This is a genomic window from Type-A symbiont of Plautia stali (genome assembly GCF_059731155.1).
In genome coordinates this window covers 3,310,942-3,336,798 of record NZ_AP035891.1, presented here as the reverse complement: position 1 = coordinate 3,336,798, position 25,857 = coordinate 3,310,942, and the positions used below count along the sequence as shown (strand labels likewise).

The 25,857-nt window shown below is 57.3% G+C and carries 20 protein-coding genes and 11 pseudogenes; 11 read left to right on the top strand and 20 right to left on the bottom strand.

Annotated elements, in window-relative coordinates; all coding sequences use genetic code 11:
• Nucleotides 1-59 precede the first annotated feature (59 nt).
• Both AC6I8M_RS17805 and AC6I8M_RS17800 read right to left on the bottom strand, forming a co-directional pair.
• Nucleotides 60-821, bottom strand: a pseudogene (locus tag AC6I8M_RS17805) (MetQ/NlpA family ABC transporter substrate-binding protein).
• Between the two features lie 18 nt (nt 822-839).
• Entirely contained in the window at nt 840-1,859 is a 1,020-nt protein-coding gene (locus AC6I8M_RS17800; protein WP_498013830.1) for an isopenicillin N synthase family dioxygenase, read from the bottom strand.
• 206 nt (nt 1,860-2,065) lie between these two features.
• Here AC6I8M_RS17800 and AC6I8M_RS17795 point away from each other — a divergent pair, with 206 nt between their 5' ends.
• Nucleotides 2,066-2,749, top strand: a complete 684-nt coding sequence (locus tag AC6I8M_RS17795; RefSeq protein WP_010617788.1) for a YecA/YgfB family protein — start codon at nt 2,066-2,068, stop codon at nt 2,747-2,749.
• A gap of 99 nt (nt 2,750-2,848) precedes the next feature.
• Here the strand turns inward: AC6I8M_RS17795 and AC6I8M_RS17790 are convergent, their stop codons facing one another.
• Both AC6I8M_RS17790 and AC6I8M_RS17785 read right to left on the bottom strand, forming a co-directional pair.
• Nucleotides 2,849-3,751 carry an alpha/beta fold hydrolase gene (locus AC6I8M_RS17790; RefSeq protein WP_058948870.1) on the bottom strand — a complete coding sequence of 301 codons (903 nt, stop codon included), beginning with the start codon at nt 3,749-3,751 and terminating at the stop codon, nt 2,849-2,851.
• A gap of 106 nt (nt 3,752-3,857) precedes the next feature.
• A pseudogene (locus AC6I8M_RS17785) lies at nt 3,858-5,043 on the bottom strand (MFS transporter).
• A gap of 233 nt (nt 5,044-5,276) precedes the next feature.
• Between AC6I8M_RS17785 and AC6I8M_RS17780 the strand changes: the two are divergent.
• Nucleotides 5,277-5,897 carry a TetR/AcrR family transcriptional regulator gene (locus AC6I8M_RS17780; RefSeq protein WP_498013545.1) on the top strand — a complete coding sequence of 207 codons (621 nt, stop codon included), beginning with the start codon at nt 5,277-5,279 and terminating at the stop codon, nt 5,895-5,897.
• Between the two features lie 32 nt (nt 5,898-5,929).
• Here the strand turns inward: AC6I8M_RS17780 and AC6I8M_RS17775 are convergent, their stop codons facing one another.
• From AC6I8M_RS17775 to AC6I8M_RS17765, 3 genes and pseudogenes are all read right to left on the bottom strand, one after another.
• Nucleotides 5,930-6,493 (bottom strand): DUF1176 domain-containing protein, encoded by a 564-nt coding sequence (locus AC6I8M_RS17775; protein WP_022548705.1) that lies wholly within the window; start codon nt 6,491-6,493, stop codon nt 5,930-5,932.
• Between the two features lie 79 nt (nt 6,494-6,572).
• Nucleotides 6,573-7,463, bottom strand: a pseudogene (locus AC6I8M_RS17770) (MFS transporter).
• Nucleotides 7,464-7,507: 44 nt separating this feature from the next.
• A complete protein-coding gene (locus AC6I8M_RS17765; protein ID WP_010617782.1) occupies nt 7,508-8,326 on the bottom strand; it encodes an SDR family oxidoreductase in 819 nt (272 codons plus the stop codon).
• A 259-nt stretch (nt 8,327-8,585) separates the two neighbouring features.
• Here AC6I8M_RS17765 and AC6I8M_RS17760 point away from each other — a divergent pair, with 259 nt between their 5' ends.
• Entirely contained in the window at nt 8,586-9,737 is a 1,152-nt protein-coding gene (locus tag AC6I8M_RS17760) for a helix-turn-helix domain-containing protein (RefSeq protein ID WP_022548708.1), read from the top strand.
• 67 nt (nt 9,738-9,804) lie between these two features.
• On the opposite strand, the gene AC6I8M_RS17755 is transcribed toward AC6I8M_RS17760, so the two are convergent.
• Nucleotides 9,805-10,614, bottom strand: a complete 810-nt coding sequence (locus AC6I8M_RS17755; RefSeq protein ID WP_010617780.1) for a LysR family transcriptional regulator — start codon at nt 10,612-10,614, stop codon at nt 9,805-9,807.
• A 90-nt stretch (nt 10,615-10,704) separates the two neighbouring features.
• Here AC6I8M_RS17755 and AC6I8M_RS17750 point away from each other — a divergent pair.
• Nucleotides 10,705-11,484 (top strand): annotated as a pseudogene (locus AC6I8M_RS17750) (NAD(P)H-dependent oxidoreductase).
• Nucleotides 11,485-11,521: 37 nt separating this feature from the next.
• Here AC6I8M_RS17750 and AC6I8M_RS17745 read toward each other — a convergent pair.
• The 4 genes and pseudogenes from AC6I8M_RS17745 to AC6I8M_RS17730 form a co-directional block, all read right to left on the bottom strand.
• The gene (locus AC6I8M_RS17745) at nt 11,522-11,851 is read right to left on the bottom strand and encodes a DUF1493 family protein (RefSeq protein ID WP_498013544.1); all 330 of its coding nucleotides are present in this window, start codon (nt 11,849-11,851) and stop codon (nt 11,522-11,524) included.
• A gap of 142 nt (nt 11,852-11,993) precedes the next feature.
• Nucleotides 11,994-12,422, bottom strand: a pseudogene (locus AC6I8M_RS17740) (AraC family transcriptional regulator).
• 145 nt (nt 12,423-12,567) lie between these two features.
• A pseudogene (locus AC6I8M_RS17735) lies at nt 12,568-12,618 on the bottom strand (hypothetical protein); the annotation flags it as partial.
• Complete coding sequence (locus tag AC6I8M_RS17730; protein ID WP_010617775.1) at nt 12,619-12,873, bottom strand: AraC family transcriptional regulator; 255 nt, start codon at nt 12,871-12,873, stop codon at nt 12,619-12,621.
• 1,034 nt (nt 12,874-13,907) lie between these two features.
• On the opposite strand from AC6I8M_RS17730, the gene AC6I8M_RS17725 reads away from it, so the two are divergent.
• Nucleotides 13,908-14,117 (top strand): hypothetical protein, encoded by a 210-nt coding sequence (locus AC6I8M_RS17725; RefSeq protein WP_010617774.1) that lies wholly within the window; start codon nt 13,908-13,910, stop codon nt 14,115-14,117.
• Nucleotides 14,118-14,155: 38 nt separating this feature from the next.
• Here the strand turns inward: AC6I8M_RS17725 and AC6I8M_RS17720 are convergent.
• From AC6I8M_RS17720 to AC6I8M_RS17695, 6 genes and pseudogenes are all read right to left on the bottom strand, one after another.
• Nucleotides 14,156-16,467: pseudogene (locus tag AC6I8M_RS17720) on the bottom strand (phage/plasmid primase, P4 family).
• A gap of 11 nt (nt 16,468-16,478) precedes the next feature.
• A complete protein-coding gene (locus AC6I8M_RS17715; RefSeq protein ID WP_010617773.1) occupies nt 16,479-16,802 on the bottom strand; it encodes a DUF5375 domain-containing protein in 324 nt (107 codons plus the stop codon).
• Complete coding sequence (locus AC6I8M_RS17710) at nt 16,799-17,023, bottom strand: hypothetical protein (RefSeq protein WP_010617772.1); 225 nt, start codon at nt 17,021-17,023, stop codon at nt 16,799-16,801. Before AC6I8M_RS17710 ends, AC6I8M_RS17715 begins: the two co-directional genes overlap by 4 nt.
• On the bottom strand, nt 17,020-17,559 hold the full coding sequence (locus AC6I8M_RS17705; RefSeq protein WP_498013543.1) for a host cell division inhibitor Icd-like protein: 540 nt from the start codon (nt 17,557-17,559) through the stop codon (nt 17,020-17,022). Before AC6I8M_RS17705 ends, AC6I8M_RS17710 begins: the two co-directional genes overlap by 4 nt.
• 7 nt (nt 17,560-17,566) lie before the next feature.
• Entirely contained in the window at nt 17,567-17,779 is a 213-nt protein-coding gene (locus AC6I8M_RS17700) for a hypothetical protein (RefSeq protein ID WP_010617770.1), read from the bottom strand.
• Nucleotides 17,776-18,042 (bottom strand): helix-turn-helix transcriptional regulator, encoded by a 267-nt coding sequence (locus AC6I8M_RS17695; protein ID WP_041387261.1) that lies wholly within the window; start codon nt 18,040-18,042, stop codon nt 17,776-17,778. The genes AC6I8M_RS17700 and AC6I8M_RS17695 overlap by 4 nt, the downstream gene beginning before the upstream one ends.
• Before the next feature lie 377 nt (nt 18,043-18,419).
• Between AC6I8M_RS17695 and AC6I8M_RS17690 the strand changes: the two are divergent.
• The 4 genes and pseudogenes from AC6I8M_RS17690 to AC6I8M_RS17675 form a co-directional block, all read left to right on the top strand.
• Nucleotides 18,420-19,058, top strand: a pseudogene (locus tag AC6I8M_RS17690) (phage polarity suppression protein); the annotation flags it as partial.
• Nucleotides 19,058-19,610 (top strand): annotated as a pseudogene (locus tag AC6I8M_RS17685) (phage polarity suppression protein). The pseudogenes AC6I8M_RS17690 and AC6I8M_RS17685, both read left to right, overlap by 1 nt.
• Complete coding sequence (locus AC6I8M_RS17680; RefSeq protein WP_010617766.1) at nt 19,610-19,888, top strand: ogr/Delta-like zinc finger family protein; 279 nt, start codon at nt 19,610-19,612, stop codon at nt 19,886-19,888. The pseudogene AC6I8M_RS17685 and the gene AC6I8M_RS17680 overlap by 1 nt, the downstream one beginning before the upstream one ends.
• A gap of 571 nt (nt 19,889-20,459) precedes the next feature.
• Nucleotides 20,460-21,164, top strand: coding sequence for a hypothetical protein (locus tag AC6I8M_RS17675; protein WP_498013542.1), 705 nt, complete (start codon nt 20,460-20,462; stop codon nt 21,162-21,164).
• 739 nt (nt 21,165-21,903) lie between these two features.
• Here AC6I8M_RS17675 and AC6I8M_RS17670 read toward each other — a convergent pair.
• A pseudogene (locus tag AC6I8M_RS17670) lies at nt 21,904-22,158 on the bottom strand (tyrosine-type recombinase/integrase); the annotation flags it as partial.
• A gap of 72 nt (nt 22,159-22,230) precedes the next feature.
• Here AC6I8M_RS17670 and AC6I8M_RS17665 point away from each other — a divergent pair.
• A complete protein-coding gene (locus tag AC6I8M_RS17665) occupies nt 22,231-23,073 on the top strand; it encodes an IS3 family transposase (RefSeq protein WP_022537112.1) in 843 nt (280 codons plus the stop codon).
• Here AC6I8M_RS17665 and AC6I8M_RS17660 read toward each other — a convergent pair.
• Nucleotides 23,066-25,374, bottom strand: a pseudogene (locus AC6I8M_RS17660) (ATP-binding protein). The gene AC6I8M_RS17665 and the pseudogene AC6I8M_RS17660 overlap by 8 nt on opposite strands.
• A gap of 130 nt (nt 25,375-25,504) precedes the next feature.
• On the opposite strand from AC6I8M_RS17660, the gene AC6I8M_RS17655 reads away from it, so the two are divergent.
• On the top strand, nt 25,505-25,738 hold the full coding sequence (locus tag AC6I8M_RS17655; RefSeq protein WP_022548721.1) for a PerC family transcriptional regulator: 234 nt from the start codon (nt 25,505-25,507) through the stop codon (nt 25,736-25,738).
• Nucleotides 25,739-25,857: the final 119 nt, after the last annotated feature.

Here is a 25,857-nt window from a genome sequence, read left to right as displayed (position 1 = left end):
CGGGTGCGCCACCTGTCAGCCGCAGGTGGCGCCAGGCATTATTGATTAACCGGGATAACCTATCCTTTGTAGTGCTGGTTGATAAATTCAGCAGTTTGCTTTGATTCGAGATCTTTCGCTAACGCGAGAATGCGCGGGTCGCTGGCCAGCTTTAGCGTGGTGACCAGCACGTTGGCATAAGGATTATCCTTTGCCTGTTCCAGCGCCAGCGCGTCTTTTGACGGCACCAGCCCGGCCTGCAGGGCATAGTTACCGTTAATAATCGCCAGCTGCGCATCATCCAGCGCGCGCGGCAGCTGCGGCGCTTCAATTTCAATAATCTTCAGATGGTGCGGGTTGTCGCTGATGTCCGCCGTGGTCACCAGCGTACTGGCGCTGCGGCTTTTCAGCGTAATCAGGCCGTTGGCCTACAGCAGATAGAGCGCGCGGCTCAGGTTAGTGACATTGTTGGGCACCGCCACCTGCACGCCATCCTGCAGATCTTTCAGTGATTTCACTTTGTGCGAGTAAATCCCGAGTGGCTCAATATGCACGGTCGCCACCACGACAAATTTTTCGCCCAGCGCTTTTTCCTGATCGCGCAGATAAGGCACATGCTGGAAATAGTTGGCATCGACGTCGCCACGCGCCAGCAGCTCGTTGGCGTTTAAATTGCCGTTAAGCTCGATCACCTTCAGGTCGAGCTGTTTGTCGGTTTGTTTGATGTAGTTGAGAATCTCACTGTGCGGCACCGGATCGGCGGCCACGCGCAGTGCGGCGGCGGACGCCACGCTGCTGAACAGGGCCATCAGGGCCAGGGACGCTATCATCGTTTTCTGCATGGGCTTTCCTTACGTTTCTTATGATTTCACTGTGCTTAATGCATCAGCGTAATAGCGCTGCGCCACATCGCGATGGGAACGCAGACGCCCTTTGAGATAGTTCCAGCCCACTTCGCGCAGCAGCGGATTGTCAGGATCGCTGGTCGGGCCGTGGGCTTCTGCCGCCAGCTGCGGCGGCAGCTGATACAGCGGTACTTCGGCGTCCAGCTGCGCACCGAGGAAAAAAGCGATCGACACGCGTTCACGATTAGCCGGCGGTGACACCACGCGGTGCACGGTGGCGCGCAGATACCCATTGCTGGCAATCTCCAGCAGTTCGCCGATGTTGACCACAAACGCGCCCGGCTTTGGCAGCGCATCCACCCAGTGACCGGGTGACACTTCCACCTGTAAACCGGGCTGATCGTCCTGCAGCAAAAAGGTGAGGAAGCCGGAGTCTTTGTGCGCGCCCACACCCTGCTGGCTGGCTTCTGCCGTCTGACCGGGATAACGAATCAGCTTGATGTGCTCATTGGGCTGGGTGCCGTACAGCGCGTCGAACGCATCCGGCGGCAGCGCCAGCGCTTTGGCAAAGGCCCGCAGCAGGCGCAGCGCGATGGCGGTCATCGCCTGCTGCCAGGCGTGCATCACCGGACGCAATTGCGGTAACGCCTCCGGCCATAAGTTGGGCCCCTGCAGCCGTTTCCACGCCGGATCGCCCGACTGCAGCGTCAGCGCCGCGCGTTCTGCACCGATATCAAACTGTTCAAGCTGATCGCGCTGGTCGCGGGTGTATTCCACGCCGGCGTGGTTGTAGCCGCGAAAATGCGGCGAGTGGATCATCGCCACGCGCTGCTTCTCCGCCTGCGGCAGGGCAAAAAACGCCCGCGTGATACTCTGCACATTGTGCAGCAGTTGCGGGTTGATGCCGTGATTGACCAGATAGAAGAAGCCGACGTCACGCGCGGTCTCCCGCAGCTGCGCCAGGTAAGCTGCCTGCTCTGCGTCCGGTAGTTCCAGCAGGACCAGATCCAGTACTGGCAGGGTATCCGCCATGATGTTGTCTCCTCGCTATCGGTAAATCCTGCGTTTACGCTGACATTCGCAGCCGTTTCCCGCCAATACTGTTGCGCGATAAGTTATGGCGATTCCTTTTTAGGCGCACTTCGGCTATCGATATGCAAAAAGCGGTAAATCAGGCTCGCTGCCGCTATAATCGCGCCCAGCAATTTTTGCCCACCAATGCACACCGCAGGAGAAGCCGGATGAATCAGGGTCCGTTAACCGAAAAAGAGCTGAACTGGCTTGATGACATGCTGGAAAAATATGGCAACGAACACTCCGTGGTGGACACCGCCGAACTGGACGGCATGCTGACCGCCCTGCTCTCCGGCCCGAACGATATCGAACCGAGCGAATGGCTGGTGGCGATCTGGGGCGGTGAGAAAAAGATTCCCCAATGGGCGAACGCGCGCGAAATGAACCGCTTCATGGCGCTGACCTTCCAGCACTTTAACGACATTGCCGAGCGGCTGGCCGAGTATCCGGAGCAGTTCGATCCGCTGTTCGGCGAGCAGGAGATGGAAGGCCAGCTGTTTACCGTGGTGGAAGACTGGTGCTATGGCTACATGCGCGGCGTGGCGCTGGATGCAGACTGGTCGCAGCTGCCGGCGGCACAGCAACCGGCGCTGCAGGCGATTGCGCTGCACGGCAGCGAAGACCAGCTGGCGCAGCGTGAAGCCTTCACCCCGGAAGCGTTTGAGGCAAGCATCGAGGCGATTCGTCCGGCGGCGCTGGAACTGCACGAGTACTGGCAGGAACAGCGCATGGCGCAGCCCGATCTGGCCCCGCAGCTGCCACATTTTGCCGGTGAAAAAACCGGCCGCAACGATTCCTGCCCGTGCAGCAGCGGCAAAAAGTTTAAGCAGTGCTGCCTGAATAAAGCCTGAGACGGTCACGTCAACGCAGGCCAGCGCTAAACTGGCCTGCGCACCGCGTTATTTCCCGGACGCGAGAAACTCCACCACCGCCGCATTCAGCGGCGCAGCTCACTCTTCAGGTAACCAGTGACCGCAGCCAGGTAACACTTTGCCGGTGACCTGCGAGGCGTAGCGGCTGACCACCTGCTGCTCATAGGCACCCAGTCCGCCGTGACCGCCGCCGCCAATCGCCAGCATCGGCACGGCAATTTTCTCGCGGGAGAGCACTTTATTGTCTGCCACCCCCTGATTCAGCACCCGGTAATATTCAAAGGCGGCGTTCAGGCTGTGCGGTTTTGCATAGGATTTGCTGTAGAGATCCAGCAGCGCCGGCGTGAACACCGCTTTGTTGGCGGCATGTTCTTTGATGAAATGCTCAAAGAACAGGCGCTCTTTACCGGCGATCAGCTGTTCAGCGAGTTGCCCCTGCGCCGCAAAGAAGCTGAAGTGCCACACCAGGGATTCGCCTTCGGGCGTAAAGGCCGGGAACTGATAGATGCTTTCATCCGGGATCGGCGCTTCCATAAAGATGGCGCGGCGGATGCTGTCCTGATGTTTCACCAGCAGCGGATAGGTATTCCAGATACCAATGTCGTACGCCACCAGATCGAACTTTTTGCCGCCGGCGAAGTGTTGTGCCAGCTGATAAAGCAGCGGCGCGACATCGGTGGCGCGATACGAATGCGGCAGGTCAGACTGCCCCAGCCCCGGCAAATCCACCGCCACGACGGTGTGGTTTTTTGCCAGTTCCGGCATCAGCTGGTGCCACTCGTACCACGTCTGTCCGAAACCGTGCACCAGATACACCAGCGGTCCGCTGCCGCCCTTCACATAATGCAGGCGCACGCCATCCACGGTTTGATAGCTGCTGGTGAAACCGGTGGGCAGAGGGAATTCATCCGCGGCATTGCCGACGGCGAAAAACAGCGCGGCCGAGGAAAGCAGCAGGGTTAACAGTAATTTTTTGAGCACGTGATTAATCTCTATTTTTTGATAATGTCATTTAAAACAGCGGGTTAAATTTTCATGTACGCATGGCAGGTCAGTGACTTGGTACGCGATGGTGCCGCGCGTCGGCCTAGAAACCGTGCTGACGCGCCTGCAGTGCGATGAGGAAGCCAATCACCGCAGCAACAGCAGCGCCAGCGGGAAAGACGCCACGCCCCAGTGGGTAAGCAACACGCCACCGGCCAGACCGCCGCCGGCAATCGCGCTGTTCCACACCACCACGTTCATCGACAGCGCCGCGCCCTCGCCCGCCGCATCCGCCACGCCGTTTGCAGCAGCGTGGCCGCACCGCCAAATGTCAGCCCCCACAACGCCACGCCGACATAAACCAGCAGCGGCAAGCGCACCAGCCAGATGAACAGCAGCGAGACCAGCGCAAAGAGCGCCAGACTGCCGAGTACGGCGACGCGCAGGTGGTGATCGACGAGGCGACCGACTAGGCCGATAGCCGCCAGCGCCGCGATGCCAAACACCAGCAGCACGCTGTCCACCTGCCCGGCGAGGCCCGCCTGGGTAACGAACGGCGCAATGTAGGTGTAGAGAATGTTGTGCGCCGTCATCCACGCCAGCACCACGCCCAGCACCGGACGCACGCCTAGCGTCATGAACACCGTGCGCAGCGGCAGACGCTGGTCGCTGCTTTGTCCCGGATAGTCAGACACCCGCAGCAGCACCCAGCCGATCAGCAGCAGCGTCAGCGCCGACATGATGCCGAACGCTGTGCGCCAGCCCACCGCCGTGCCCAGCCAGGTGTCGACGGGAACACCCAGCGCCAGCGCAATCGGCGTGCCGACCATCGCCACGGCGAGCGCTTTGCCCTGCTGATGGACCGGCACCATGCGCCGCGCATAGCCGGCCAGCAGGCTCCAGGCGAGTCCCGCCGCTGCGCCGGCGAAAAAGCGCGCCACCAGCGTCAGTCCGAAGTGGGTCGAGAACGTGGTGATGGAGTTGAAAATCAGGAAACCGACGATAGCCAACAACAGCACGTTACGGCGGCACCAGCCTTGGGTGGCGATGGTCAGCGGAAGCGCCGCCAGCAGCGAGCCAAGCGCATAAACGGTCACGGTCTGCCCGGCCAGCGCGGTGGAAATGCCGAGGCCCGCCGCCATCTGCGGCAGCAGTCCGGCCGGTAAGGTTTCGGTGATGATGCAGATAAAACCGGTCATGGTCAGCGCCAGCAGCGCTCCCAGCGGTAGCGGCCGGGTTTTATCCGCGGCGGTATTGAAGGTTGTCACAATCAGCGTTTCCGATGTCATCAGCGTGCAGGTGAGGCGCGCGCCTGTCGTTGAAATCATATTTACCGATCAGCATATAAATTGGCGAAGTCCGATAACCTGCTACAGCTAAAGGACACATCACCGCGGATACGCTATCAGCCGCCCGCCGGCACAAATATATACTGATCGATACATTAATTGACGTGCGAGAACATTGTCAACGACTTATGTATCGATTAGTCTTTAAACATTGAGCTTAACGGAGCACTGAGATGGCCACTATGGGACGGCCGCGTACGTTCGATCGTGATGCGGCCATTGAACAGGCGATGAAGATTTTCTGGCAGCACGGCTACGAGTCGACATCGTTAACACAGCTGAAGGCGGGAATTGCGGGCGGTATTTCCGCACCGAGCTTCTACGCGGCCTTTGGCTCGAAGCAGGCGCTGTTTCAGGAGTGTGTGCAGCGCTATCTGTCGACTTACGCGCAGGTGGTGGAGCCGCTGTGGGATAACAGCCTGCCGCCCCGTACCGCAATGGAGACCGCGCTGCGTCGCTCTGCCAGCATGCTGTGTGAGTGCGGCCATCCGCTGGGATGTATGGTCGGCCTGGGCGTGATGAGTGCGCCTTCCGCCGAACACGCGGATGTCACGCAGCCGCTGGCGCGCTCACGCGCCCGCACGCTGGCAGGCATGACGGCCTGCGTGCAGCGCGGCATCAACAGCGGCGAACTGCGCGCCAACACCGATGCCGCCGCCCTCGCCATCGCCCTCGACGCTTTTCTGCTTGGCGTGTCGGTGCTGGTGCGCGATGGCATCAACTGCGCGCAGATCGATACCGCGATCGCCCACGTCATGGCCGTCTGGGATGCGGCAAAATCCGTGACGGATTAAGCGCTCCAGCCGCCTGCGATGCGCGCTGAGCATTACCCCGCCGGTTTGACTTCTGTGACCAGCGTTGGCAGCTGCCATGCGCCGCCGGCGCGGATGGCACGACACATGCCGGTGGTGGCCTCGCTGCTCTGCACAAACTGGCGGCCATCCCACCCCCATGCAGCGGTGCTCCAGCAGTCACCAATGCCGCGCCCCTTCTGCGCTTCGCTGATCACGCCGTCGTGATATTCAGATCCGGAATCGGTGATCAGCTGCGACGTGCCCTGCAGCGCGTTATCCAGCAGCCAGAAACCATAGCCTTCGTTGTAAGCCCCGCGCCAGCACAGCGCGGCGATCAGCACGTGCTGCGCATCATCGTCGCCGGTATCGGCCAGCACCACGCGCCCGTGCGTCAGGCTGTCTGGCCCGCCGGCGCGCGTCAGCAGTACCGATCCGCCCGCGCCCTCTTCAGCGCTGTAGCCGGCGGCGCGGCAGGTCAGCGTATTATCACAAGTCAGCTCCCAGTCTTTATGGCTAAACGAGACGCCTTCGTCGGCCCACAACGGCGTGCTCAGGCTGGCGAACAACGTCAGCGCCAGCAGCAATCGGCTTTTCATGCCATCTATCCCTAATGGTCAAGGTGGCTAGTGTGATGATTTTTGCGGCGCGGGAGAAGTGAATTTTTTGCGGCGAGTCTTATTCCATCGCTGCCTGTGGTTGTGGCTGACGTGCCATCAGGCTCAGCGCCACCAGCATCGCCAGCGCCACGGCAATCGCGCCGGCGAGATACACCGAAGCCACGCCGCGGTGGGCGGCCAGCGCGCTGGTGATCGCCAGCGCGATATCAAGAAACGCCACGTAGGCCCCCATCGCTAGGCTGCGGGTGTGCGGCGGCGCACGGCGCACCGCTTCCACGCCGAACGCCGGAAAGGCCAGCGAATAACCAAAACCGGTCAGCGCCGCGCCGAGATAAACCAAGGTCGCGCCATCAGCGCCCCAAATCAGCAGCTGACCGCAGGCTTCAATCAGCACGCATACCAGCGCGACGCGCGCGCCGCCCAGCTTATCCGGCAGATGGGCAAAGAACAGGCGTGCCGCGAGTTTGGTCGAGGTCGGCGCGACGGCGCGTACCTAGGTGATAAACATCAGCGGCAGCAGCGGTACCACGATGATCGCCATGGCGATGCCAGTGAAGTGCCAGCCGTGATAAATCGCCACGCCCAGCGGCGCACCCAGCGCCCAAGCGCCGTAAATCGCGATACCGATCCACGCCATCACTTTACCGGCATTGGCCGGTCCCACCAGCCCGAGTTCCCAGCCGAGCGCGCCGGTGGCCAGCAGGCTCTCGCCCAGCGCCAGCACCGCGCGTTTTGCGCCGCGCATATCGGCGAAGTTGCCCACCCACGAACGCGTCAGCAGCGACGCGATAAACTGCGCGCCGATGACCGTGCCGATCGCCAGCGTATCCATGCCGAGGTTCTGCTGCAGATGCAGCGGCAGCACCGGCAGCTGCATGCCCATGGTGAGAAAAGCGATAAACACCGCCAGCGTCACCGGCAGCAAGGTGATAAATACATTATTTTTCATCGATATAATCCAGAAAAACTGCAGCACGCAGCGGAAGCGTGATATCAGAGATGGGTGTAGTAGGCAGGCGTATTGAGCTCGCTCAGCAGATCCGGGCGGGTTGCAGACCAGTCCAGCAGCGTGCGCGTGCGCTGGCTGGAGACCGCCATATTGGCAAACCAGCCCAAATGTGCCCGGTCGCTCTCGCAGCTGGGTAATCCGAGCTGGCGTCCGATCGTCTCCGCGATTGCGCGGAACGGCACCGCCTCATCGGCCACCGCGTGATAAACGCGTTCGGTGACGCCCTGCTCCAGCGCCAGCCGATAGACGCGCGCCGCATCGCGACGGTGCACGCCGGACCAGCAGTTCTCACCAGTGCCACACCACGCGGAAATGCCGCTCTCACGCGCCAGCCGCACCAGAATCGGCACAAAACCGTGGTCGCCGAGGTCATGCACTGACGGCGCCAGCCGCACTGTCGCAACATGCACGCCGCGCGGTGACACCGGCTGCGGCGGGTCTAGCTCCGTCGCCCCACGCGCCATACCGGACAGGCCGGACGTCACCAGCAGCATACGATCCGATCCGGTAATCGCCTCGCCGAGCAGCTCGATTACCTGGGGATCCTGCTCGCAGTTCTGCACGAAGCGCGAGAAATCGTGGTTAAACGCGGTATGAATGATGGCGTCCGCGGATTGCGCGGCATCACGCAGCACGTTAGCGTCCTCCAGCGAACCGCGAATAACCTGTGCGCCAGTGACGGCCAGCGCCACGGCTTTTTCCGCAGAACGCGCCAGCCCCGTCACCTGATGGCCTGCCGCGATCAACTCTTCCACCACCGCTGAACCTACCCAGCCGGTGGCCCCGGTGACAAATATCTGCATGGTCTTTTCTCCTGCGCATTAAAACGCGAGTGTTTCGTCGTGTTGATATGATGCGTGCTCAGTGGCGCTAATCGCATTCATTTTTCATCGTGAAGCAACAGCCTGGAGCGCATGAATACTGATTCGCAGGCAACACGCCTGCATTGAACCCGTTACAGGGTTCAGGTTTTACTGGCCTTTTTGCGTTAATTGCTCAGCTATTGAACAGATTCAGGCTTGCACACATACTTTGCGCCAGAGCCGATACGATTAGGTGCTTATGACAACTGCCGCGATTAACCCAGACATGCTTCGCTGGTCCCGTGAACGGGCCGGTTTTAGCATGGAAAAATTTGCACAAAAGTGCGGCATTGCGCCTGAACGCCTGCAGGCATGGGAAGAGGGGCAACAGCCGCTGACCTTTCATCAGGCCATGAATTTTGCCGAAAAGGCGCATGTCCCTTTTGGCTATCTGTTTTTGACTACACCACCCGTGGAGTCTTTGCCTATCCCTGATTTGCGCACGGTGAATGGCAAACGTCCGCAACGTCCGAGCGCTGAACTGCTCGATGTGTTGAAAATTATGTTGATGCGTCAGGAGTGGTATCGCGATTATCTGCAACAGCAACTGGCACATCCACTCACGATTGCTGGCCGTTTTAATGCAACCAGTTCCACAGAACCCATCGTGGCGAATATGCGTCACAGGCTTAACATGGCCGTCAATCCCGTGCGCGGGAGTTGGGAAAACTATTACAACGATCTGGTGAAACGTATTGAGAGCCTGGGGATTTTAGTCATGCGCTCACCTTACCTGTATCACCATACCCGTCCGTTTAACGTGGATGAGTTCCGCGGATTTGCCATTGCCGACGATTACGCACGAATTATTTTTGTCAACCATGCGGATGCACCGGGCGCACGACTGTTTACCTTAATTCATGAGCTTTGCCATATCTGGATTGGCCAGTCTGGCGTCTCCGATGGCGCCACAACAGCACATCGCCAAGAAGATATATTGTGTAACGCCGTCGCGGCGGAATTTCTGGTGCCAGCCGAAGAATTTTTATCGCATTGGGACAGCAATGCACCAGACTGGCGGCAAAATATTGTGCCACTGGAGAGTCATTTCCATGTCAGCGGATGGGTAATTGCGCGCCGCGCCCTCACGCTGCATCTAATTGAAAACGAAGACTATCAGCGTTTTATTCAGGCGCAAAAGCTGGCCTACCAGCAGCGTAGTAAAAACGAGAACGGTGGCCCCGGCTATTTCAGGACTAAAAAAGCACAAATCAGCGTCTCCTTCTCCCGGGCGGTGCTGAGTCAGGCGCTGAGCGGGCAAATGCTGCTTCGTGAAGCCAGTGATTTGCTGGATGGCATTCAGCCTTCCGGATTGTCTAAATTTGCACAGGAGTTGATATGCCCTGCATGACCACCTTTGAGTTTCTGCGAAAACTCAACGCCCGCTTTATTCTTGAACGCTAAGAGCACGCTCAGGTTTACAGCGCCGCCACAATCTGCTGGCGCAGCCATTGCTGGGCGGGATCGCGATGCAGGCGCTCGTGCCACAGCATCAGGATGTCAAACCCTTCAATCTGCAGCGGTGGTGCAAGCACGCGGAGCTGCGGCGTGTTTCGCACCAGGCGCTCCGGCAGTACGGCTACCAAATAACTGCTGGCCAGCGTGTCGAGCATAAACAGGAAATGCGGCACCGAGAGCGCGACGCGGCGCGTGCGGCCGAGTCTGGCCAGCGCGCGATCGGTGGCTGCACTGAAGCCGCCGCCATCTGGCGAAACAATTATAAACTCCAGCTGGCAAAAGCGATCCAGCGTCGGCGGCGCGTTGTCGCCGGTGTGAAACACCATATCCAGCTCGCCCTTCTCCAGCTGCTGCGCCACCTGCGGCGGATTGAGTGCAAACACCGCCATGCGGCTGCGCGGTGCCGCTTCACGAATGAGTTTCAGCGCCGGCAGGATCAGCGCCGATGACATGTAATCGGTGGCGGCAATGCGCCAGGTGAGTTCCGCGCGTGCCGGATCGAACGCTGCCGGCGGTGCCACCGCGCGCTCCAGCGCTTCCAGCGCCAGACGCAGCGGCTCGCGCAGGGCCTCGGCGCGGGCGGTGGGCAGCATGCCGCGCGGACCGGGCAACAGCAGCGGATCGTCAAACAGCACCCGCAGGCGCGCCAGCTGGGCGCTCACCGACGGCTGCGACAAATTGAGGCGCTGCGCCGCGCGCGTCACGTTCTGTTCCACCAGCAGCACGTCTAAGGTTTGCAGCAGATTCAAATCCAGCGAGTGCATATTCATGCTTTCTATACCTGAGATATCAGTAATTTATTTCTACTATAACCAGCACTGGCTTAACCTGCAGCGGTTTTCATCTCACAGGATACCGCCATGAATGTTTTGATTGTGTATGCCCATCCGGAACCGCGCTCGCTGAACGGATCGCTGAAAGACTTTGCCGTGAATCATCTGCAGCAGGCCGGTCATCAGGTGCAGGTTTCAGATCTGTACGCCATGCAGTGAAAAGCGCAGCTGGATACCGCCGACACGCTGGCACCCCCGGTGGGCGCGCATTTTGATGCCACGCTGGATTCGCGTTTCGCCTACGACAATCAGCTGCAGGCAGCGGACATTGCCGCCGAGCAGGAGAAGCTGCGCTGGGCCGACACGGTGATTTTTCAGTTTCCGCTGTGGTGGTTTTCGATGCCAGCAATCATGAAAGGCTGGTTTGACCGCGTGTATGCCAACGGTTTCGCCTATGGCGTCGGTGAGCACAACGATCATCACTGGGGCGATCGCTACGGCGAAGGCACGCTCGCGGGCAAGCGCGCCATGCTGGTGGTGACCACCGGCGGCTGGGAGTCGCACTACGCGCCGCGCGGCATCAACGGCCCGATTGATGACCTGCTGTTCCCAATCCAGCACGGCATGCTGTTCTATCCCGGCTTCAGCGTGTTGCCACCGCTGGTGTTGTATCGCGTGCAGAAGCCGGCGCAGGAGCGCTTTGTTGGCTGGTGCGCCGCGCTGGCGCAACGGCTGGATCGCTTAGCGCAGGATCAACCGATTGCCTTCCGCCGCCAGAATGGCGGTGAGTATGTGATTCCGGCGCTGACGCTGCGCGAGGATCTTGCGGAAGGCGAGCGCGGATTTGGCGTGCACGTGGCACGCTGAGCCGCAGGCCGCCAAACCGCAGCGGCGCGCTGCCGCATTATTCAAACAGCCAGCGCCCCGCCTGCGCCGACGCAATCAGCATGCCCAGCGTGAAATCCGGTACCACCGGCACTTCACGTTTGTTGAACGGGTTGAGGATTTGCGCCAGCGACGGTTCGTCCGGGTAGTAGGTTTCAATAGCGAAATTCGCGCGATCGACCGCGAACTCGCGGAAAAACGCCTCCATCAGCGCGGCGGCTTCGTCGCGCTCGAAGTTGAGATCGCTGTCGATATCAATCTGCGGCGTGAGCGTTTTCTGCTTGAACAGATACACGCCGTCATAGCGCCGCACCAGTTCATAGATACGCTGTTCGAGTTGCTCTGTCATCGTCGCCTCTTCGCCTGTGCTGATAGGATCGCAGGGCATTTTGCCATGCCTTGCCGTGAGGCAGGAGGAAAAAATGTCAGCCGTGAATACGTATCGCAATCCTGCATAAAAATCCCGATAGCCATTGCTACCGGGACCCTCATCACTTAAGCGGCAAATAGATATCCGTCAGCAACTCGTGTTCCGCTACTTCATGCACGAAGTTGTGATAGTGGAAGAACAGCGGGAAATCGCGCAGCTCTTCGCCGCTGGCCGGCAGCCATTCGCTGTAGAGCGATCGTGCCAGCTCGGTCAGTGCGCTGTGCGAGCCTTGATGACGCAGCACCGCGCAGCGTCCGCCGGAATGGTGCTGTTGACGACGCCAAAGGCGTTGTCTTCGTTAATCGGCGCAGTCACCGAACCGCAAAGGTGATACTGAAAATCCCCGGCTGGTGTTGCTGGTCGGATCGTGCGGCGCGACGCCGAACGTCTGGCTGCTGCGCACCGGCGACGCTCCGCTGCTTTTGCGCCAGGCAATAAACTGCGCCGCCGTATCGTTGATGCGCTGCGGATCGCCGTGATGCGTGAGCATCGCCACTGGCGTGGTGGGAAACATTTTTAATCTCAACTGACATACTCTCTCTCCGTTTGACGGGTGGCTGAGGCATGCGCTGATGCCAGGTAATCCACACCGGCTGCTGACGAAATTCACTCGGCGTCACGTCGAATACCTGCTTAAAGGCGCGACTGAATGATTCGGCATGCTGAAAACCGGCATCGAGCGCAATCTAAATGATTTTCTCGTGCGGATTGAATGCCAGCCGGTACGACGCCCGTTTAAGCCGCATCAGCTGGATGTAACGCCCCGGCGGCATGCCGCAACAGGCGTTGAACTGGCGGTGAAAGTGGTACGGCGAAAAGTGCGCCACTTCACTTAGTTGCTCCAGCAGCAGCCCTTCATCAAGATGACGTTCGATGTAATCGAACACCTTGTCAAAGCGCTTGAGGTAGGTTTCGCGGTGATCGTTTTTGTTTACTGGCATAGCATCCTCTCTGGGAAATGAGTATGCTCGTGCGGCGGAGAGTGGACCTGATGGATCTTGCGGAGTTTTGAGGGAGAGTAAAGAGCGGTGATGGTTTTTGCTGTGAATGGGCGGGAATGATTATGCGCTTAAATTGCGCGATTATTTGAGGGCTTGACAGGTTTGGACTTCATGCTTTTTAAGGACTAAATATGATAAATGAACGGTTAATGCAAAATGGTGCGAAGGCCGGACTCGATAAATCACATATGCCATTGTAATTAATGAATAAAATACATGAAATCAGTAGTTATGCCCCCTATTGTGCCCACTTTTACATTTTTCAATCATGCGATCAGAATTTGTCAGGTATCACAGAAGCATTATCCCAATTAACTTCTTTAACGAGGAATCTAACCGGGCTGACTCACCAAAAAAAGATTTTATGGAAAATCATTAACACTCTTCACCTTTAAATTTTTTATATAAAAATCACAAACATAATAGATGACGAATGGGTGAAGCATTATCATAATCATGCACCAGTGGTGAAGGATGGCCCTTGTTGCCTCAATTCCACCCTAGTTAGCTCACCGCTACGACTTCGCGCCAGATGTTGCTGAGTTAAGTCAGCTCTCATTTGCCGGGCGGATTTTTCTGAACGAGACATAAAAAAATGCCCGCAGAAGGAATGCTGCAGGCGAACCTATAAGAGCAATGTGAGTATGTCGTTATCTAATACCTGAGCATTTCACTCAGGTATTAGATGCAGCGACTATAAGATGATGATTTTAATGTTTCAACCTTTTATTCAAGATGGTTTTATGCACAGCCCTATTCCTAAAATGCACCCCAAAAAGACTCATCAAGTGCGCCCGAGATGTTTGTTAGTACAAGAAAAGGCGGTATCTTACAAGCGTAAATGCAGGCCAGAAAGAACTCTCATATGTTAGCAAGCGTTAAGTTTTATTATTGCCATCCAGCTGATAGTAGGCTAAAAAAATAAACATACCCTTCCTAAACATAAGAAACTCTGCAATTAAGGTGGTACTGCCATGAAGCTGAAGGACAGACTATTTGAACTGAACTCACTGCTCATCGTTTTCATTCTGCTTTTTGTGTGTGTAGGGGGGGGCAGTGAAATTATCGCGCTCGCTTTCCGATTGCCTGCTGAACCAATGCTCAGTCTCGGCGTTCTGGTATTTTTTGCATTACTTATTCCGGTAGCACTTCGCCTTCATAAGCTGTCTAAGCAGCGTGACTGAACAGCAAAAAGAAACCGGCTTTCGCCGGTTCTGGTTAGTCATATCGCTATGGGATCATCGCACTTTGGCAGCCAGTCACTGCTGCTTTCATCGGTCAGGTCGAGGTTGGTCTGTATCCCGGACTTCGTGCGACGCTTCAGGTAGTTCAGCCCGTACTCGCGCAGGATGCTCTCCAGCGCCTGGCTGAACGACTTCATGCTCAGCGGGTTGCGGTAGCCGTTCGCCTCCATGTAGGCCAGATAGGCGTGATAGAGGTAGCGCTTCGGCTGCAGCGACTGGATGTTGGCGTTGCCCATATGCAGGCCGGTCGGCTCAGCGGTCGCAAACAGGTAGCCGCAGAAGTCCACCATCGGATCGGCGTCGCGCTTGATGAGCATCGCCTCCCCGGAGTTCTGCTGCGACTGAAGCAGCGCGCGGGCGTCCTGCGGCTGGCTGAACCGCTGCATCAGCTGGCGGACAATAACGGCCAGCTCCGCCTGTATCTTCTCCTTCAGCTGCGGGTCGCGCTCGCCTGCCGGGATGATTTTCGGGAAGTGCAGGATAACCCGCCGGCGCGAGACGCCCCCGCTGCGGTCGGTGAAGCGCATCGGGTTATTTTGTTCACGGCCAGAATCACAGCCGGGATGTGCGTCAAGTAGGCGTCCTTATACTTCGGGTCAACGGACACCGCGTCGCCGCCGGTAATCGCCTTGATGCCCGCGCCGTCGCCGCTCCACTTCTCCTGGTCGGGCAGGCGGATGAGCGAATAGTCGATAACGGACGCGCGCTCGCGCGAGGATTCCAGCGTTTCAATGGTGGCCGACACGGCGTTGTCCGGCCCGACCAGCATGGTGGCTATTTCCGCCATGATGCTCTTGCCGCTGCCGCCGGGGCCGGTGACCTCCAGAAACAGCTGCCAGTCGTAGCGGTTCGCCAGCACCATAAACAGCGCGGCCACAATGATGTCGCGCTTCTCCGCGCAGCGTCCGGCGGCGCGGTCCAGCCACTGCCAGAAGTGCGGCGCGTGGCGCTCCAGCGTCTCGCCCGCCACCGGGCGGGTGTAGTCCACGTCGCTGACGGTGCGCAGCCAGTTTTCCCGGCGGTGCGGGCTGAAGGTGCCGGTGCGGGTGTCGAGCACGCCGTTGCGAAAGCCGATAAGCTGGCGCTGCGGCGCGGCCTGCTGCGGCAGCATCAGCTTCAGCGTGTCCACCACGCCCGCCACCTTGCCCGCCGAAAACGGCGCGCGCAGGCGCTGAAACAGCTTCGCCACGTCGCGCCCGAACTGGTTGCCGGAAATCACTTTTCACGCCCCGGCCTCGTAGCGGCAGAGAATTTCCCCGCTGGCGTCCACGGCCAGATTGCTGCGGTAGTGTTCCGCCACGCGCTCCGACTTTTCGCTGGCGCTCATGGCCGAAAACTCCGCCTCGCTCATGACGTCAAAGGGGCTTGCAGCGGGCGGCACAGCGGCCTCCGTCAGCGCCAGCCGGGTCGCGTCTTCACCATGCTGCGTATACGCGTCGTTCCAGTCGCCGAACACCGGCGGCAGGGCCACGGCTCCGTTACAGGCTGCGGCGGCCTGTGCTGCTTTACGCTGGTCGTCGCCGCTCAGGTCGCGGTCGGCGGCAATCACCAGCGGCAGCGACGGGCGCTTTTCGCGGGCGAGGCCGGCCAGGGAAAGAAGGTTCGCGGACGACAGCGCAACCCACACCTCGTCACCGGTCAGGTTGTGCACCGTCAGGCCGGTGGCAAAGCCCTCGGCCAGCCAGATGCGCTTTGCATTATTGCCGGCGCTGCTGAGCACGTGGCACGCGCCCTTTACCTGTCCGCCCTTCAGAGTGCGCTTGACGCCCTCCGCGTTAATCAGCTGCACGTTGACCAGCGCGCCGGCCATGTCCTGCAGCAGCACGATAAGGTCGCTCTGCGGCTTCGCGAGCGTCAGGCTGCGCTGCTCCGGCCAGCCCCTGCGCGACAGGTAAGCATTACCGCTGATCTCCTGCGCGGCGCTGACCAGCTGCTGCGCGAGCGTCGCGGCGGCGGCGCGGGCGACGTCGTTATCCCCGGCCTCAGCGACAAAGTTAGCGGACTCATCCGCCGGCGGCAGATTGCCGGTCAGGGCGTTCACGCGTTCGGCGGCCCCGGTCAGTCTGACGCCCAGCGCCTTTTGTACAAGGTCCATGCCGTCGCCGGCTCCGCACTGGTTGCAGAACCAGGTGCCCCGCCCCTCCTGGTCGTCAAAGCGGAAGCGGTCTGTTCCGCCGCACACCGGGCACGGCATGTGGCGGTTTTTTGTCACCTTCACGCCCAGCGCGGGCAGGATACGGGGCCACAGGCCCCGCGCGGCCTTCGCCGCGTCTGATACGGTCATTTTCATTCGGTTGTCCCTCAGTGCAGCGGCCGCGCGTCGTGAATGCGCCCGCTCAGCTCGTCCATCACCACCTGGCCTAAAAAGCTCAGGCACGGGGCTGACTTCAGCGGCCCGGTGGCCAGCAGGTCGTCCAGCAGGGCGCAGGCAATCTCCTGCCCGCGCCGGCGGCCGTGCTGGCGAAGATAGAACCCCTCCAGCTCGCTCTCAATGGCGTGCTCAAGGCGCGCCAGGGTCAGGCCGGGGTAGCGCTGCTGCTCGCGGCACAGGGTGAGCCAGGCGCAGGCGACCGCGCGGCAGCTCAGCGCGGCGCGGAGGTCGGAGGAAAGCGTGCGGACTTTCATGATGTCACTCCGTCGTTCATCAGGCTGTCGTGGCAGCGGGCGATCACGCCGTCGAGCTGCTCGGTGATGAGGAAGACCAGCGAGGCCAGCTGCGCGCGCTGCGCGGGCGGCGGCGCTTCATGGCAGTCCTGAAGCAGGGTCATGTCGGACACGAAGCGCCCGGCGTTGCGCAGGTGCTCCAGGCGCATCAGGTCGTCGTCGGAAATCGTAATGGGGCTCATGCGCGCACCTCCTTCACCGGCAGGCGGCAGGCAAAAGACAGCACGTAGTCGCGGGCAAGCAGCCGGCGCGCGGCGCGCTCGTCTGCGGCGGTAGCGCGAAGCATCAGCACGCTGCTGTGGCGTTCACAGCAGCGCACGGCGGCGAACACAAAGACAAACTGAGGATGCGGGGAATGAAGGACGGTAGCCATGGGGGCAGTCTCCTTTGTTAGCTTGTTACAGCTACCACCGGAGTTCCTACGCTCTTGGGTGGTAACCCGGACAGGGGTAGGAATACCGGCAACAAAGGAAACCGGCCAGCCCGAAGGCTGCCCCGCCCGGGCCACCATTACGCAGAAGGCGCAGCGGAAACAGAACCGCCGCCCGAAAAATGGGTGCATCAGGGCACAGACACAAAAAAAGACGCATGGCGCGTCTGGTGTCACCTTTGTTTCGCTCGGGTTCCTACGCCCGGCTGCCGGTTTTGCGGCAGCGAAGTTACTGTACCAGGGAAAGCCCCCGGCGCGCAAGCCGGGAGTGAGGGAAGAGAGCGGCATACTCACCTCAGCAGTTCGTGAGGGTGATGCCGGCGCGGGAAGGAGACTGCGGGTCTGCGGATACCGCGCTGCTGCGCTCAATGCTGAAGGCGATTCCCGCACCGCGAAAGCGCTGCGGCTGGCCCGGCATGTCCACCTCAGCGGCAATGGCCAGCGCCAGCTGCTTTGCGTCCTCCACGGACAGGTCGTGCGACGTGCCGCCAATGTTCAGCCGGATCATGCTGCACGCTCCTGACCGCGCGCGGCGATGCGTTCGTTCATCCAGGCGCTGACCTCGCTTGCCATCCACGCCACGTTCTTGCCGCCGAGCGATACCTGCGCCGGGAAGGCGCTGCGGCTGATGAGGTCGTAAATGGTCGAGCGGGACAGGCCGCAGACGTGAATAACCTCCGGCAGGCGCATAAAGCGCTCCTGAACCGGGGTCACAGCCGGCATAGCGGGGGCTGCCGGGGCGGATGAGTGCGCGGATAAAGCCGTGTGCATAAGCTACCTCTTTCTGAGTCCATTAAGTGCCGCAGGGTTACGTACAGCGTCGGGTAGCGCTTTATTTTCAGCATATTTACGGCCAGCGCAACAACGCGCCCGCGTGCTGTGGCTGACACAATCTGTCTGAATTTCGCACAGTGTTAACCACTCTTAACGAGTAGCAACGAGTAATACCGGATAGTGCCGGCCCCGGCTTTATATAGCCTTAGGCTATTAAAAATGACTTATTAATAGCAATAAGCGTTAATCATTCTGAGTCGCCAGAATCAGGCAGGTGAAGAATGGTGAGCAGCGGGTGAACAATCATTATCTGATTCTTCACCCCTTAATTTACTGTATTTACTATCTTTTTCTCTTAAGTAAAGGCCGCATGGCTTGATGCACGCAGTAAACAGGAAGTCGCCACCTTACAGGGTGACACCATCCGCCAGCGCCGCGCCGAAACCGAGGCGAACGCGGCCGCACAGAACGACGAATGGCGCCGGCTGTTCCGCGAGAGCGGCGGCGTAATGACGCCGGAGATGAAGAAGCTGCGCGCAGAGGTGGCGCTGGACCGCGAGGCGCTGGAGGAGTTCGACGCCCTGCTGGCGCAGGAAAATGAGCGCCTGCCGTGGGAGACGGCCGACCTCGCCAGAGACTACATCAGCGCCCACAATGACCTGGTGAATCTTCGCGCCATGCAGCTCTGGCAGGCGTTTATGGAGGCGCACGGCCGGCAGTTGATTCAGACGCTGAGCCTGCTGAAAATCACGCTGGGGCGTCAGGCCAGCGACGGAACCGGCACGGTGCACGCCGTTAACGACCCGGAAACGGTGTTGAAAAATTTTATCACACGCCACATCACCGACCCGGCGCTGATGCGAGACGCCCTGCCGGCGGAAGACGCCGTGTTCAAGCTGGCGGGCATCTTCCCGGCGCGCGGGGCGCACGATGACTTCAGAAAAAGTCCCTCTCCCGCAGCGCGTCACAGAATGCTGGTCCGCCGCAAAATGGCGCAGAAGGAGCAGGCATAATGACCGTTGCAACCACACCCGCGCAGGCGCTGGACCAGTTCCGCGCCGCCCGCAGCCGGTGGCAGGCGCACCTGGCCGCGCGTCAGGACGCGGAAACGGCGCTCAGCGCCCTGCTTGTCGGCCGGTGAAAAGCAGGCTGATTACAGTGAACGGGTGCCGGCGCTGCGCGAGCGCATCGCGGTGCTGGACTGGCAGATTAACTGCGCCGCCCGCGAGGGAGTGTATGCGCAGCGGATTGTGCTGGAAGCCTGCACGGAGGACGCGCTCAGCGCCTTCATGCGCGAGCACGGCCCGGCGCTGACCTCGGCGCTGACCCCGTTCCTGAACGGCCCCGGCGGGCTGGAGGTAGCCGCCCGGCTGCTGCGCAGCGCCGTGGCCCGGGAGGTGCAGCGGGCACGACCGGCGTTAGGGGTGGCTTATCAGGACGCGCTGGCCGAAACGGGCCTGTCTCCGGAAGCCGGGATGCTGCGCGACTGTCAGGGCAGCTACACGCCCGCACAGCACCAGCGCTTTGCGCAGCGCCTTAGCCGGCAGCCGCAGGAGAGTGCGTAATGGCCCTGAAATGCCCGGAGTGCGGCACCACCGCACACACCCGCACCTGCGCCTACGAGTCTGCGACCGTCAAGCGCACCTGGTATCAGTGCATCAACCTTGACTGCTCCTGCACGTTCACCGCGCTGGAGAGCGTTGAGAAAATCATCGTGAAGCCGCAGAAGCCTGTCGGGCCGGAACCCAAGCCGGAAGTGCTGAGCGCGGCGCGCCAGCCGCAGACGCTGGGTCGCTACGGTTCTGCCAGTAAACTGTCCAGCCGGCAGCAGTCACCTGCCTGAAACCTTCCGCCCCTTACCTGAGCCGGCCACTGCGCCGGTTTTTTCACGCCTCTTTTTCCTAGCTGGCCTCCCTGCTCACGAGTGCATGTCTATGCTGCATGAAAACGCATGAGTTTTTGCACCCCGCTTATGCCCGTTCAGGCCATGCCAGGTGCGGCGCGGCGCCATTCATGCAGGCGCATGAAAACCACTGCATAAAGCGGGCAGGCGTGGCGGAGGTACGAGCGCGCGCAACGGGGGAGAGCATATCTCACCTTTCTAACTCAGGGTGTAAAGTGATGATGACCATCTAAACATTAGCAATATAAATATTTCGCTAAGACAAAAATTTTGATACAAAATGTCAATAGTACTTATCTGTTTCATATATCAACTCATTTTATTGTTACTGTATAACGTAGATGGAGCTAGCAACCGTGGCCACAGTAGAACTGCATTTCGATGGGAAAATTGCTGGAGATCATCAGATTTCATTAAGAACACTGTCTAAAAGCTTGGGACACTTGCAGAGTTCTTTAGACAGAGCCTATCTCGATATCAAAAACATGGTAACCTTTGGAAATATGCCAAAATGCACCATGATTATTATAAAGATGTTGAGCTCCTCGTACAGCAGCCACGCGAAGGCGGATATATCATTGATTTCATATCAGATAGAGAAATAACAAAAAAGGTTATTAAACGTGTATCATCTGCAATTCATAATGTTCTACAAGAAGCTGAGAACGGTGGTTTAGATAATGCCGGAAATATTAGTAAAGACCTCGAAACAAAAAGGGCTCAACTTTCAGGGAACCAACTTGAGCCAAAAGATTATCAGCAACTGCTTGAGCGTCCAGACCAGGCTGTGACTAGAAGATATGGTGACAGGGCCATTGTAAGAGAGATTGATCAAATGCTAGCGATCATTCGTTCTCAGCATTCAGATGATAGCACATTGGAAATATCACTCACCTCTGATTCAACTCAAACTTATGAGTTCAACAGGAAGAAAGCTAATGATTTCCACCGTGTAGTAACTCACAAGAAACTTGGTGATCCAGTTATCTATCATGCAAGAATTTCTGAGATGGATATGTACCATCTTTCTGCTAAAATGATGAATATGTTTAATGGTTCAATGAGTACGTTAAGATTTGCTTCAAAAGAGGATTTTCAAGAAGTTATTTCCTACTTCCAAAAAGAAGAAGAAATTTCTTTCTTAGGGGCACCATATATTGATTGTGGTGCATTCGATCCTTCATCGGGAGACGTATATTTTATACAGGTGTATTAATGGATGAGTTAGCAAAATCTATTCAAGAAAAGTATATTGAGGATTTGACATAAAAGTATCCGCTGCATAGATTCCTCACGCTATTTATGGTAATATTTTTCATGTTAAATTATGAGGTAAGTAGCGATAACATTTATGCGATTCTATCGGAAACTTCAATCAAAAATGTACTCGACTTCCAAGGTGGGCTTTTATCAAAACTAACGATAATCCAGCTTTTGCTGGCATTGGTAATTGTTTATCTTTTAAATGTATCATATAAAAAAATAAATAATTTATCTGTTATTAAATTAACAAACCTGCACGATTTTAGTGACTATACTGCCACGATAATAAAAAAATATGAAAAAATCCGAAGAAATGATGCGTATGATTTTTTATCGTTAAAGAAATTGACAAAAAAATAGAAATAAAAAAGATCGAATTAAGGATGAAAGCCATAACATCTGAGCTTTGCATGTCCCTTCTGATTTGTATCTTGTGGTCCTTTAATTTTTCAACCACAAATTTATTAGCATTATTATCGCTAACAACTGCTTTCGTTATCTTTCAATGGAGAATGTATATATTTTATATCATTCAATTCTTTCCGTTATATGTTGCTAGAAACCACTTATTGAATGAGGACATTTCATCCGAAAATGGCTACAATGAATAATAAAAATAGAGATATTGCTCACGCCTTGCGGGCAATACTCTCCTCTAGAAGCTGACAATTATTTACTGCCATGAATTTTTATTAAAGGTTATATTCCCTAGCAAATTCAGAAGGAGAAAGAAAACCTGTCTCATTTGAATATAAGTAGTCAGCCCACCACTGAATCATTAATCGTCTTTCGTCTAGATGTTCAGAAGTATGGATATACGCCGCACGTACATTATTTCGCTCTGAATGACTCATTTGCCGCTCAATTGCATCCTCAGTCCATAATCCAGACTCGCCTAACGCACCTCGTGCCATAGTCCTAAACCCATGGCCACATACTTCTGTTTCGAAGTGGCACACTAAATTTGTGCCACCTGAACAGAGGTGATATGCTCACCTCAGAACAACACAGGTGCCATAATGAAAAAAAGAAATTTCAGCGCAGAGTTTAAACGCGAAGCCGCTCAACTGGTCCTTGATCAGAACTACACCGTTGCAGCTGCGGCCAATGCTATGGATGTGGGTCTTTCTACCATGACGCGATGGGGAAAACAGTTGCGGGATGAACGACAGGGCAAAATACCTAAAGCCTCCCCTATAACCCCGGAACAGATTGAAATACGCGAGCTGAAGAAAAAGCTACAACGTATTGAAATGGAAAACGACATATTAAAAAAGGCTACCCACCGGTATAAACGTGGTGGTCATGAACACATCGTTATCCCGAATCGCCTTGAGCGACAGTTCGCAGTGACAGAGCCTAATCAGGTGTGGTGCGGCGATGTGACGTACATCTGGACAGGCAGGCGTTGGGCTTACCTCGCTGTTGTTCTCGATCTGTTGGCAAGGAAACCGGTAGGCTGGGCAATGTCATTCTCACCGGACAGCAGGCTGACCATCAAAGCGCAGGAAATGGCGTGGGAAACTCGCGGTAAACCAGCCGGAGCGATGTTCCACAGTGACCAGGGTAGCCACTATACAAGCAGGCAGTTACTGTGGCGTTGCCGGATCAGGCAGAGTATGATCCGACGTGGAAACTGTTGGGACAACAGCCCGATGGAACGCTTCTTCAGAAGTCTGAAAAACGAGTGGGTGCCAGTGACAGGTTATATAAACTTTAGCGAAGCTGCACATGCGATCACAGACTATATCGTCGGATATTACAGCTCGCTAAGGCCGCATGACTATAACGGTGGGTTACCCCCAAACGAATCGGAAAACCGATACTGGAAAAACTCTAAAGCGGTGGCCAGTTTTAGTTGAACACTTTACCCTCCACGATAAATGGAAGCCAGTCTGCAGGAAGGCTTTGTTCAGGAGGGTGTTCAACGTCCTGTTCATGGAGGTCTTCCGCCTCAATGCCGGCTGGAGCATTTCTGGCAAACCAGAGGTCGCTGTTTTCCTAGGCACGCATGGCCCAGGCAGCACGTGCTTCCTCATCTGAATCGGTCGCAATGGCAAGGAATTCAACCACCCAGTCGTTCAAAGCCTCCTCAGTAGCGTCGGGTAAAAGGGACAGGTAATGTGTTTTACGGGACGCCAGCCACATCTGCTCTTCAGTTTCAGCTGCCCGTTGCTCATCGGTCAGAATGTCGGATGCATCATCCTCTGCAGCGTACCAGTCCTCCGTAGCCTGCTGTTCCCGTAACCGTTCTGCCTGATTCTTACGGGCCTGCTCAATGCCGGCGGCCACCGCGCTATCCCAGTCGGACCTGACAGGCGCCGCTGAACCGGCGCCCGTCAGCTGCTGGTTAAGAAAATCAAGCCGTGACATATCTTCCGGGTTCGGCTGTGCGCTTACAGCATCACGAATTCCGGCATCACTGATAACGCCGGGGAGTCCTTTTTTCTTACGGCCGGTGCTGGCACGTTCAGTCAGATAACGCTCTCTCCAGGCTGTTCCGGTTGCGCGTTTACCCTCAGCCTCCAGGCTTGTTGAGTACTTCATCAGCCAGACGTGCATGTAACGCTGGCGATCGGGAGCGCACAGGGTGCTGATATCATGGAAGCGCTGATAAAAAGTCTCGTCGTGGCCACAGTCCAGGCTGTCGCCTTGGTGTGCCACCTCGTGCTCCGTCAGGCTGAACAGCTGACTGGCAGTCTGCAGCGCATCGGACTTCAGCCGGCAGACGATATCGATGTTGTAGGCAATGTAGGTCTCTCCGTCCGTCCATGCATCCGCCGACGTGGACTCACCCAGCAGGATCTGAAAGCGTTTACCCCCGTAAGAACGTGACTGATAACCCACTTCGCCTCCCGAGCAGACAGCAGCATACTGGGTAAGGCACCAGCGCAGCGCTGTCCACGCACGTCGAGTTTCCTTATCAAGCTGTTTCTCGCTGACCATCTGCGTGCGATCAATAATGAGTACCAGCTCAGACTGCCAGCCGGAACCCCACCGCCGATGCCGGGGCGACTGTTCATGGTATGCCAGCAGGTTTGCGCGTACGCGACTCAGACATTCCATAAACTCTTCCGGCTCGTAACAGCCGAAGCGGGCAGCGTGACAGGATGCACCACTGGTGCGATACCGGCCCGGGCAATGATTTCCCCGCGCGGAACATCGCGAGCATACCGCGCGAGGGTGAAGCAGTTTTTGTCGGTTGCCGCCGGGTAATAGCGGCACTTACGGATGAAGTGCTCAAGCGTGACGTGATGTTTGCCGGGCAGGAGCGTGATGACCTCTTCATCGTACATCAGCTTTTGCAGGTCGCCCTCTCCGGAAAGCAATGCGCGGGCCGTTTTCTCCCGACGTGCTTCCGTTTTACGATGTTTCCCCTGATTGTCAGAGAAGGCGGTGGCAAGCTGGCCAAATCGGGCGGCAATCGTTTTCCAAACAGGGCAGGTCTTGCGAAGGATTTCAGTACGCGAGACGTTAAGCGCGATGGGTTTTTTACTAACAATAAGGCCACCCACGCCCCAGATGTGTCCCGGATTATGACGCACCAGAACGCCCTCATTGTAAACCGACACGGCACCGTCTTCCCGGAGCCGATACCAGGCCTCATCGTCCTCCGCATCCCACTTCTCCAGTGCCGGCTGGCGGGTAATGATGGTGCCGTTGAGGTGCACCGTGACCAGTGTATAGCGCACCAGATCGCGGATTTCCTGAATGCATGACATGCGCTCCTGACTGGTCAGCGGCTCATACCACTCACCAGTGATATGGCAGCCTGGCTCAGCCTCCGCAATTTGTTCCAGGTCATAGTGATAACCCATTTCACGCGTATCAACCGACATCTGCCAGCGCTGCGAGCGCCAGAGTGTCCGGGCGTGCGCCATGATCTGGCACCGGCCCAGAGGAAAGCGCCCGTAGCTCGCATCACCTTCCTGATGCGGCGTGCTGAAACGCCCGAAATAGCGTTTAACGTCATCGTATGACGTAAATCCGCGGCCATTATCCCGGCATGAGAAGCCCTCCGGGGTAATGTCGATAATCACCCCGCCGGCACCGGCATCGATGCTGTTCATGATGAGTTCAATGACGGCCTTGCCGACGGAACCGGCCTGACTGTAAATAATGTGGTGAATAATCTGCGGATCGAGTTCAAAGGGATAGCGCATCAATAGGCTCCTGTTTGTAGACGTAAGTCCATTTTCTGGGAATGCACTCTGGGTGAAATAAAGAACTGTGATTACCATTATGAAAGAATAGATGGCACTGATGAGGTAGCCGTTACGCAGGTGGAGGCATATGGAACTGAAAGACACTGTTGCAGAATCACTGGAAAGACGGGGCTTATGGCGACGCGCTGCACGACGCTGGCTTACCGTGATGGATCAGATTACGGAAGATGCCGAACGCGAGGCCATTGTCTGCCGCAGAGAGCGATGTCTGTGTATGGCGGCCAATATCACGCCTGATGGTCGTAGAAGCGAAACACGGCGTCTGGATAAGATCCAGAGCCGTTTCAGTGATGGATATTGATGCAGGAAAGATGGAACTGCCGTAACGATAAAACAAAAGCCTTATCTGTCTGGATAAGGCTTTTGGCCCGGTGTGAGAGGAATGATTGGACGGGTAAACAGATCACACCAAGCAATTAT

What these genes read in the sequence shown, in the direction of transcription:
- AC6I8M_RS17795 (WP_010617788.1), top strand. Translation starts at nt 2,066, where the DNA reads ATGAATCAGGGTCCGTTAACCGAAAAAGAGCTGAACTGGCTTGATGAC.
- AC6I8M_RS17780 (WP_498013545.1), top strand. Translation starts at nt 5,277, where the DNA reads ATGGCCACTATGGGACGGCCGCGTACGTTCGATCGTGATGCGGCCATT.
- AC6I8M_RS17775 (WP_022548705.1), bottom strand. Translation starts at nt 6,493, where the DNA reads ATGAAAAGCCGATTGCTGCTGGCGCTGACGTTGTTCGCCAGCCTGAGC.
- AC6I8M_RS17765 (WP_010617782.1), bottom strand. Translation starts at nt 8,326, where the DNA reads ATGCAGATATTTGTCACCGGGGCCACCGGCTGGGTAGGTTCAGCGGTG.
- AC6I8M_RS17760 (WP_022548708.1), top strand. Translation starts at nt 8,586, where the DNA reads ATGACAACTGCCGCGATTAACCCAGACATGCTTCGCTGGTCCCGTGAA.
- AC6I8M_RS17755 (WP_010617780.1), bottom strand. Translation starts at nt 10,614, where the DNA reads ATGAATATGCACTCGCTGGATTTGAATCTGCTGCAAACCTTAGACGTG.
- AC6I8M_RS17745 (WP_498013544.1), bottom strand. Translation starts at nt 11,851, where the DNA reads ATGACAGAGCAACTCGAACAGCGTATCTATGAACTGGTGCGGCGCTAT.
- AC6I8M_RS17730 (WP_010617775.1), bottom strand. Translation starts at nt 12,873, where the DNA reads ATGCCAGTAAACAAAAACGATCACCGCGAAACCTACCTCAAGCGCTTT.
- AC6I8M_RS17725 (WP_010617774.1), top strand. Translation starts at nt 13,908, where the DNA reads ATGAAGCTGAAGGACAGACTATTTGAACTGAACTCACTGCTCATCGTT.
- AC6I8M_RS17715 (WP_010617773.1), bottom strand. Translation starts at nt 16,802, where the DNA reads ATGAAAGTCCGCACGCTTTCCTCCGACCTCCGCGCCGCGCTGAGCTGC.
- AC6I8M_RS17710 (WP_010617772.1), bottom strand. Translation starts at nt 17,023, where the DNA reads ATGAGCCCCATTACGATTTCCGACGACGACCTGATGCGCCTGGAGCAC.
- AC6I8M_RS17705 (WP_498013543.1), bottom strand. Translation starts at nt 17,559, where the DNA reads ATGCCGCTCTCTTCCCTCACTCCCGGCTTGCGCGCCGGGGGCTTTCCC.
- AC6I8M_RS17700 (WP_010617770.1), bottom strand. Translation starts at nt 17,779, where the DNA reads ATGATCCGGCTGAACATTGGCGGCACGTCGCACGACCTGTCCGTGGAG.
- AC6I8M_RS17695 (WP_041387261.1), bottom strand. Translation starts at nt 18,042, where the DNA reads ATGCACACGGCTTTATCCGCGCACTCATCCGCCCCGGCAGCCCCCGCT.
- AC6I8M_RS17680 (WP_010617766.1), top strand. Translation starts at nt 19,610, where the DNA reads ATGGCCCTGAAATGCCCGGAGTGCGGCACCACCGCACACACCCGCACC.
- AC6I8M_RS17675 (WP_498013542.1), top strand. Translation starts at nt 20,460, where the DNA reads ATGCACCATGATTATTATAAAGATGTTGAGCTCCTCGTACAGCAGCCA.
- AC6I8M_RS17665 (WP_022537112.1), top strand. Translation starts at nt 22,231, where the DNA reads ATGAAAAAAAGAAATTTCAGCGCAGAGTTTAAACGCGAAGCCGCTCAA.
- AC6I8M_RS17655 (WP_022548721.1), top strand. Translation starts at nt 25,505, where the DNA reads ATGGAACTGAAAGACACTGTTGCAGAATCACTGGAAAGACGGGGCTTA.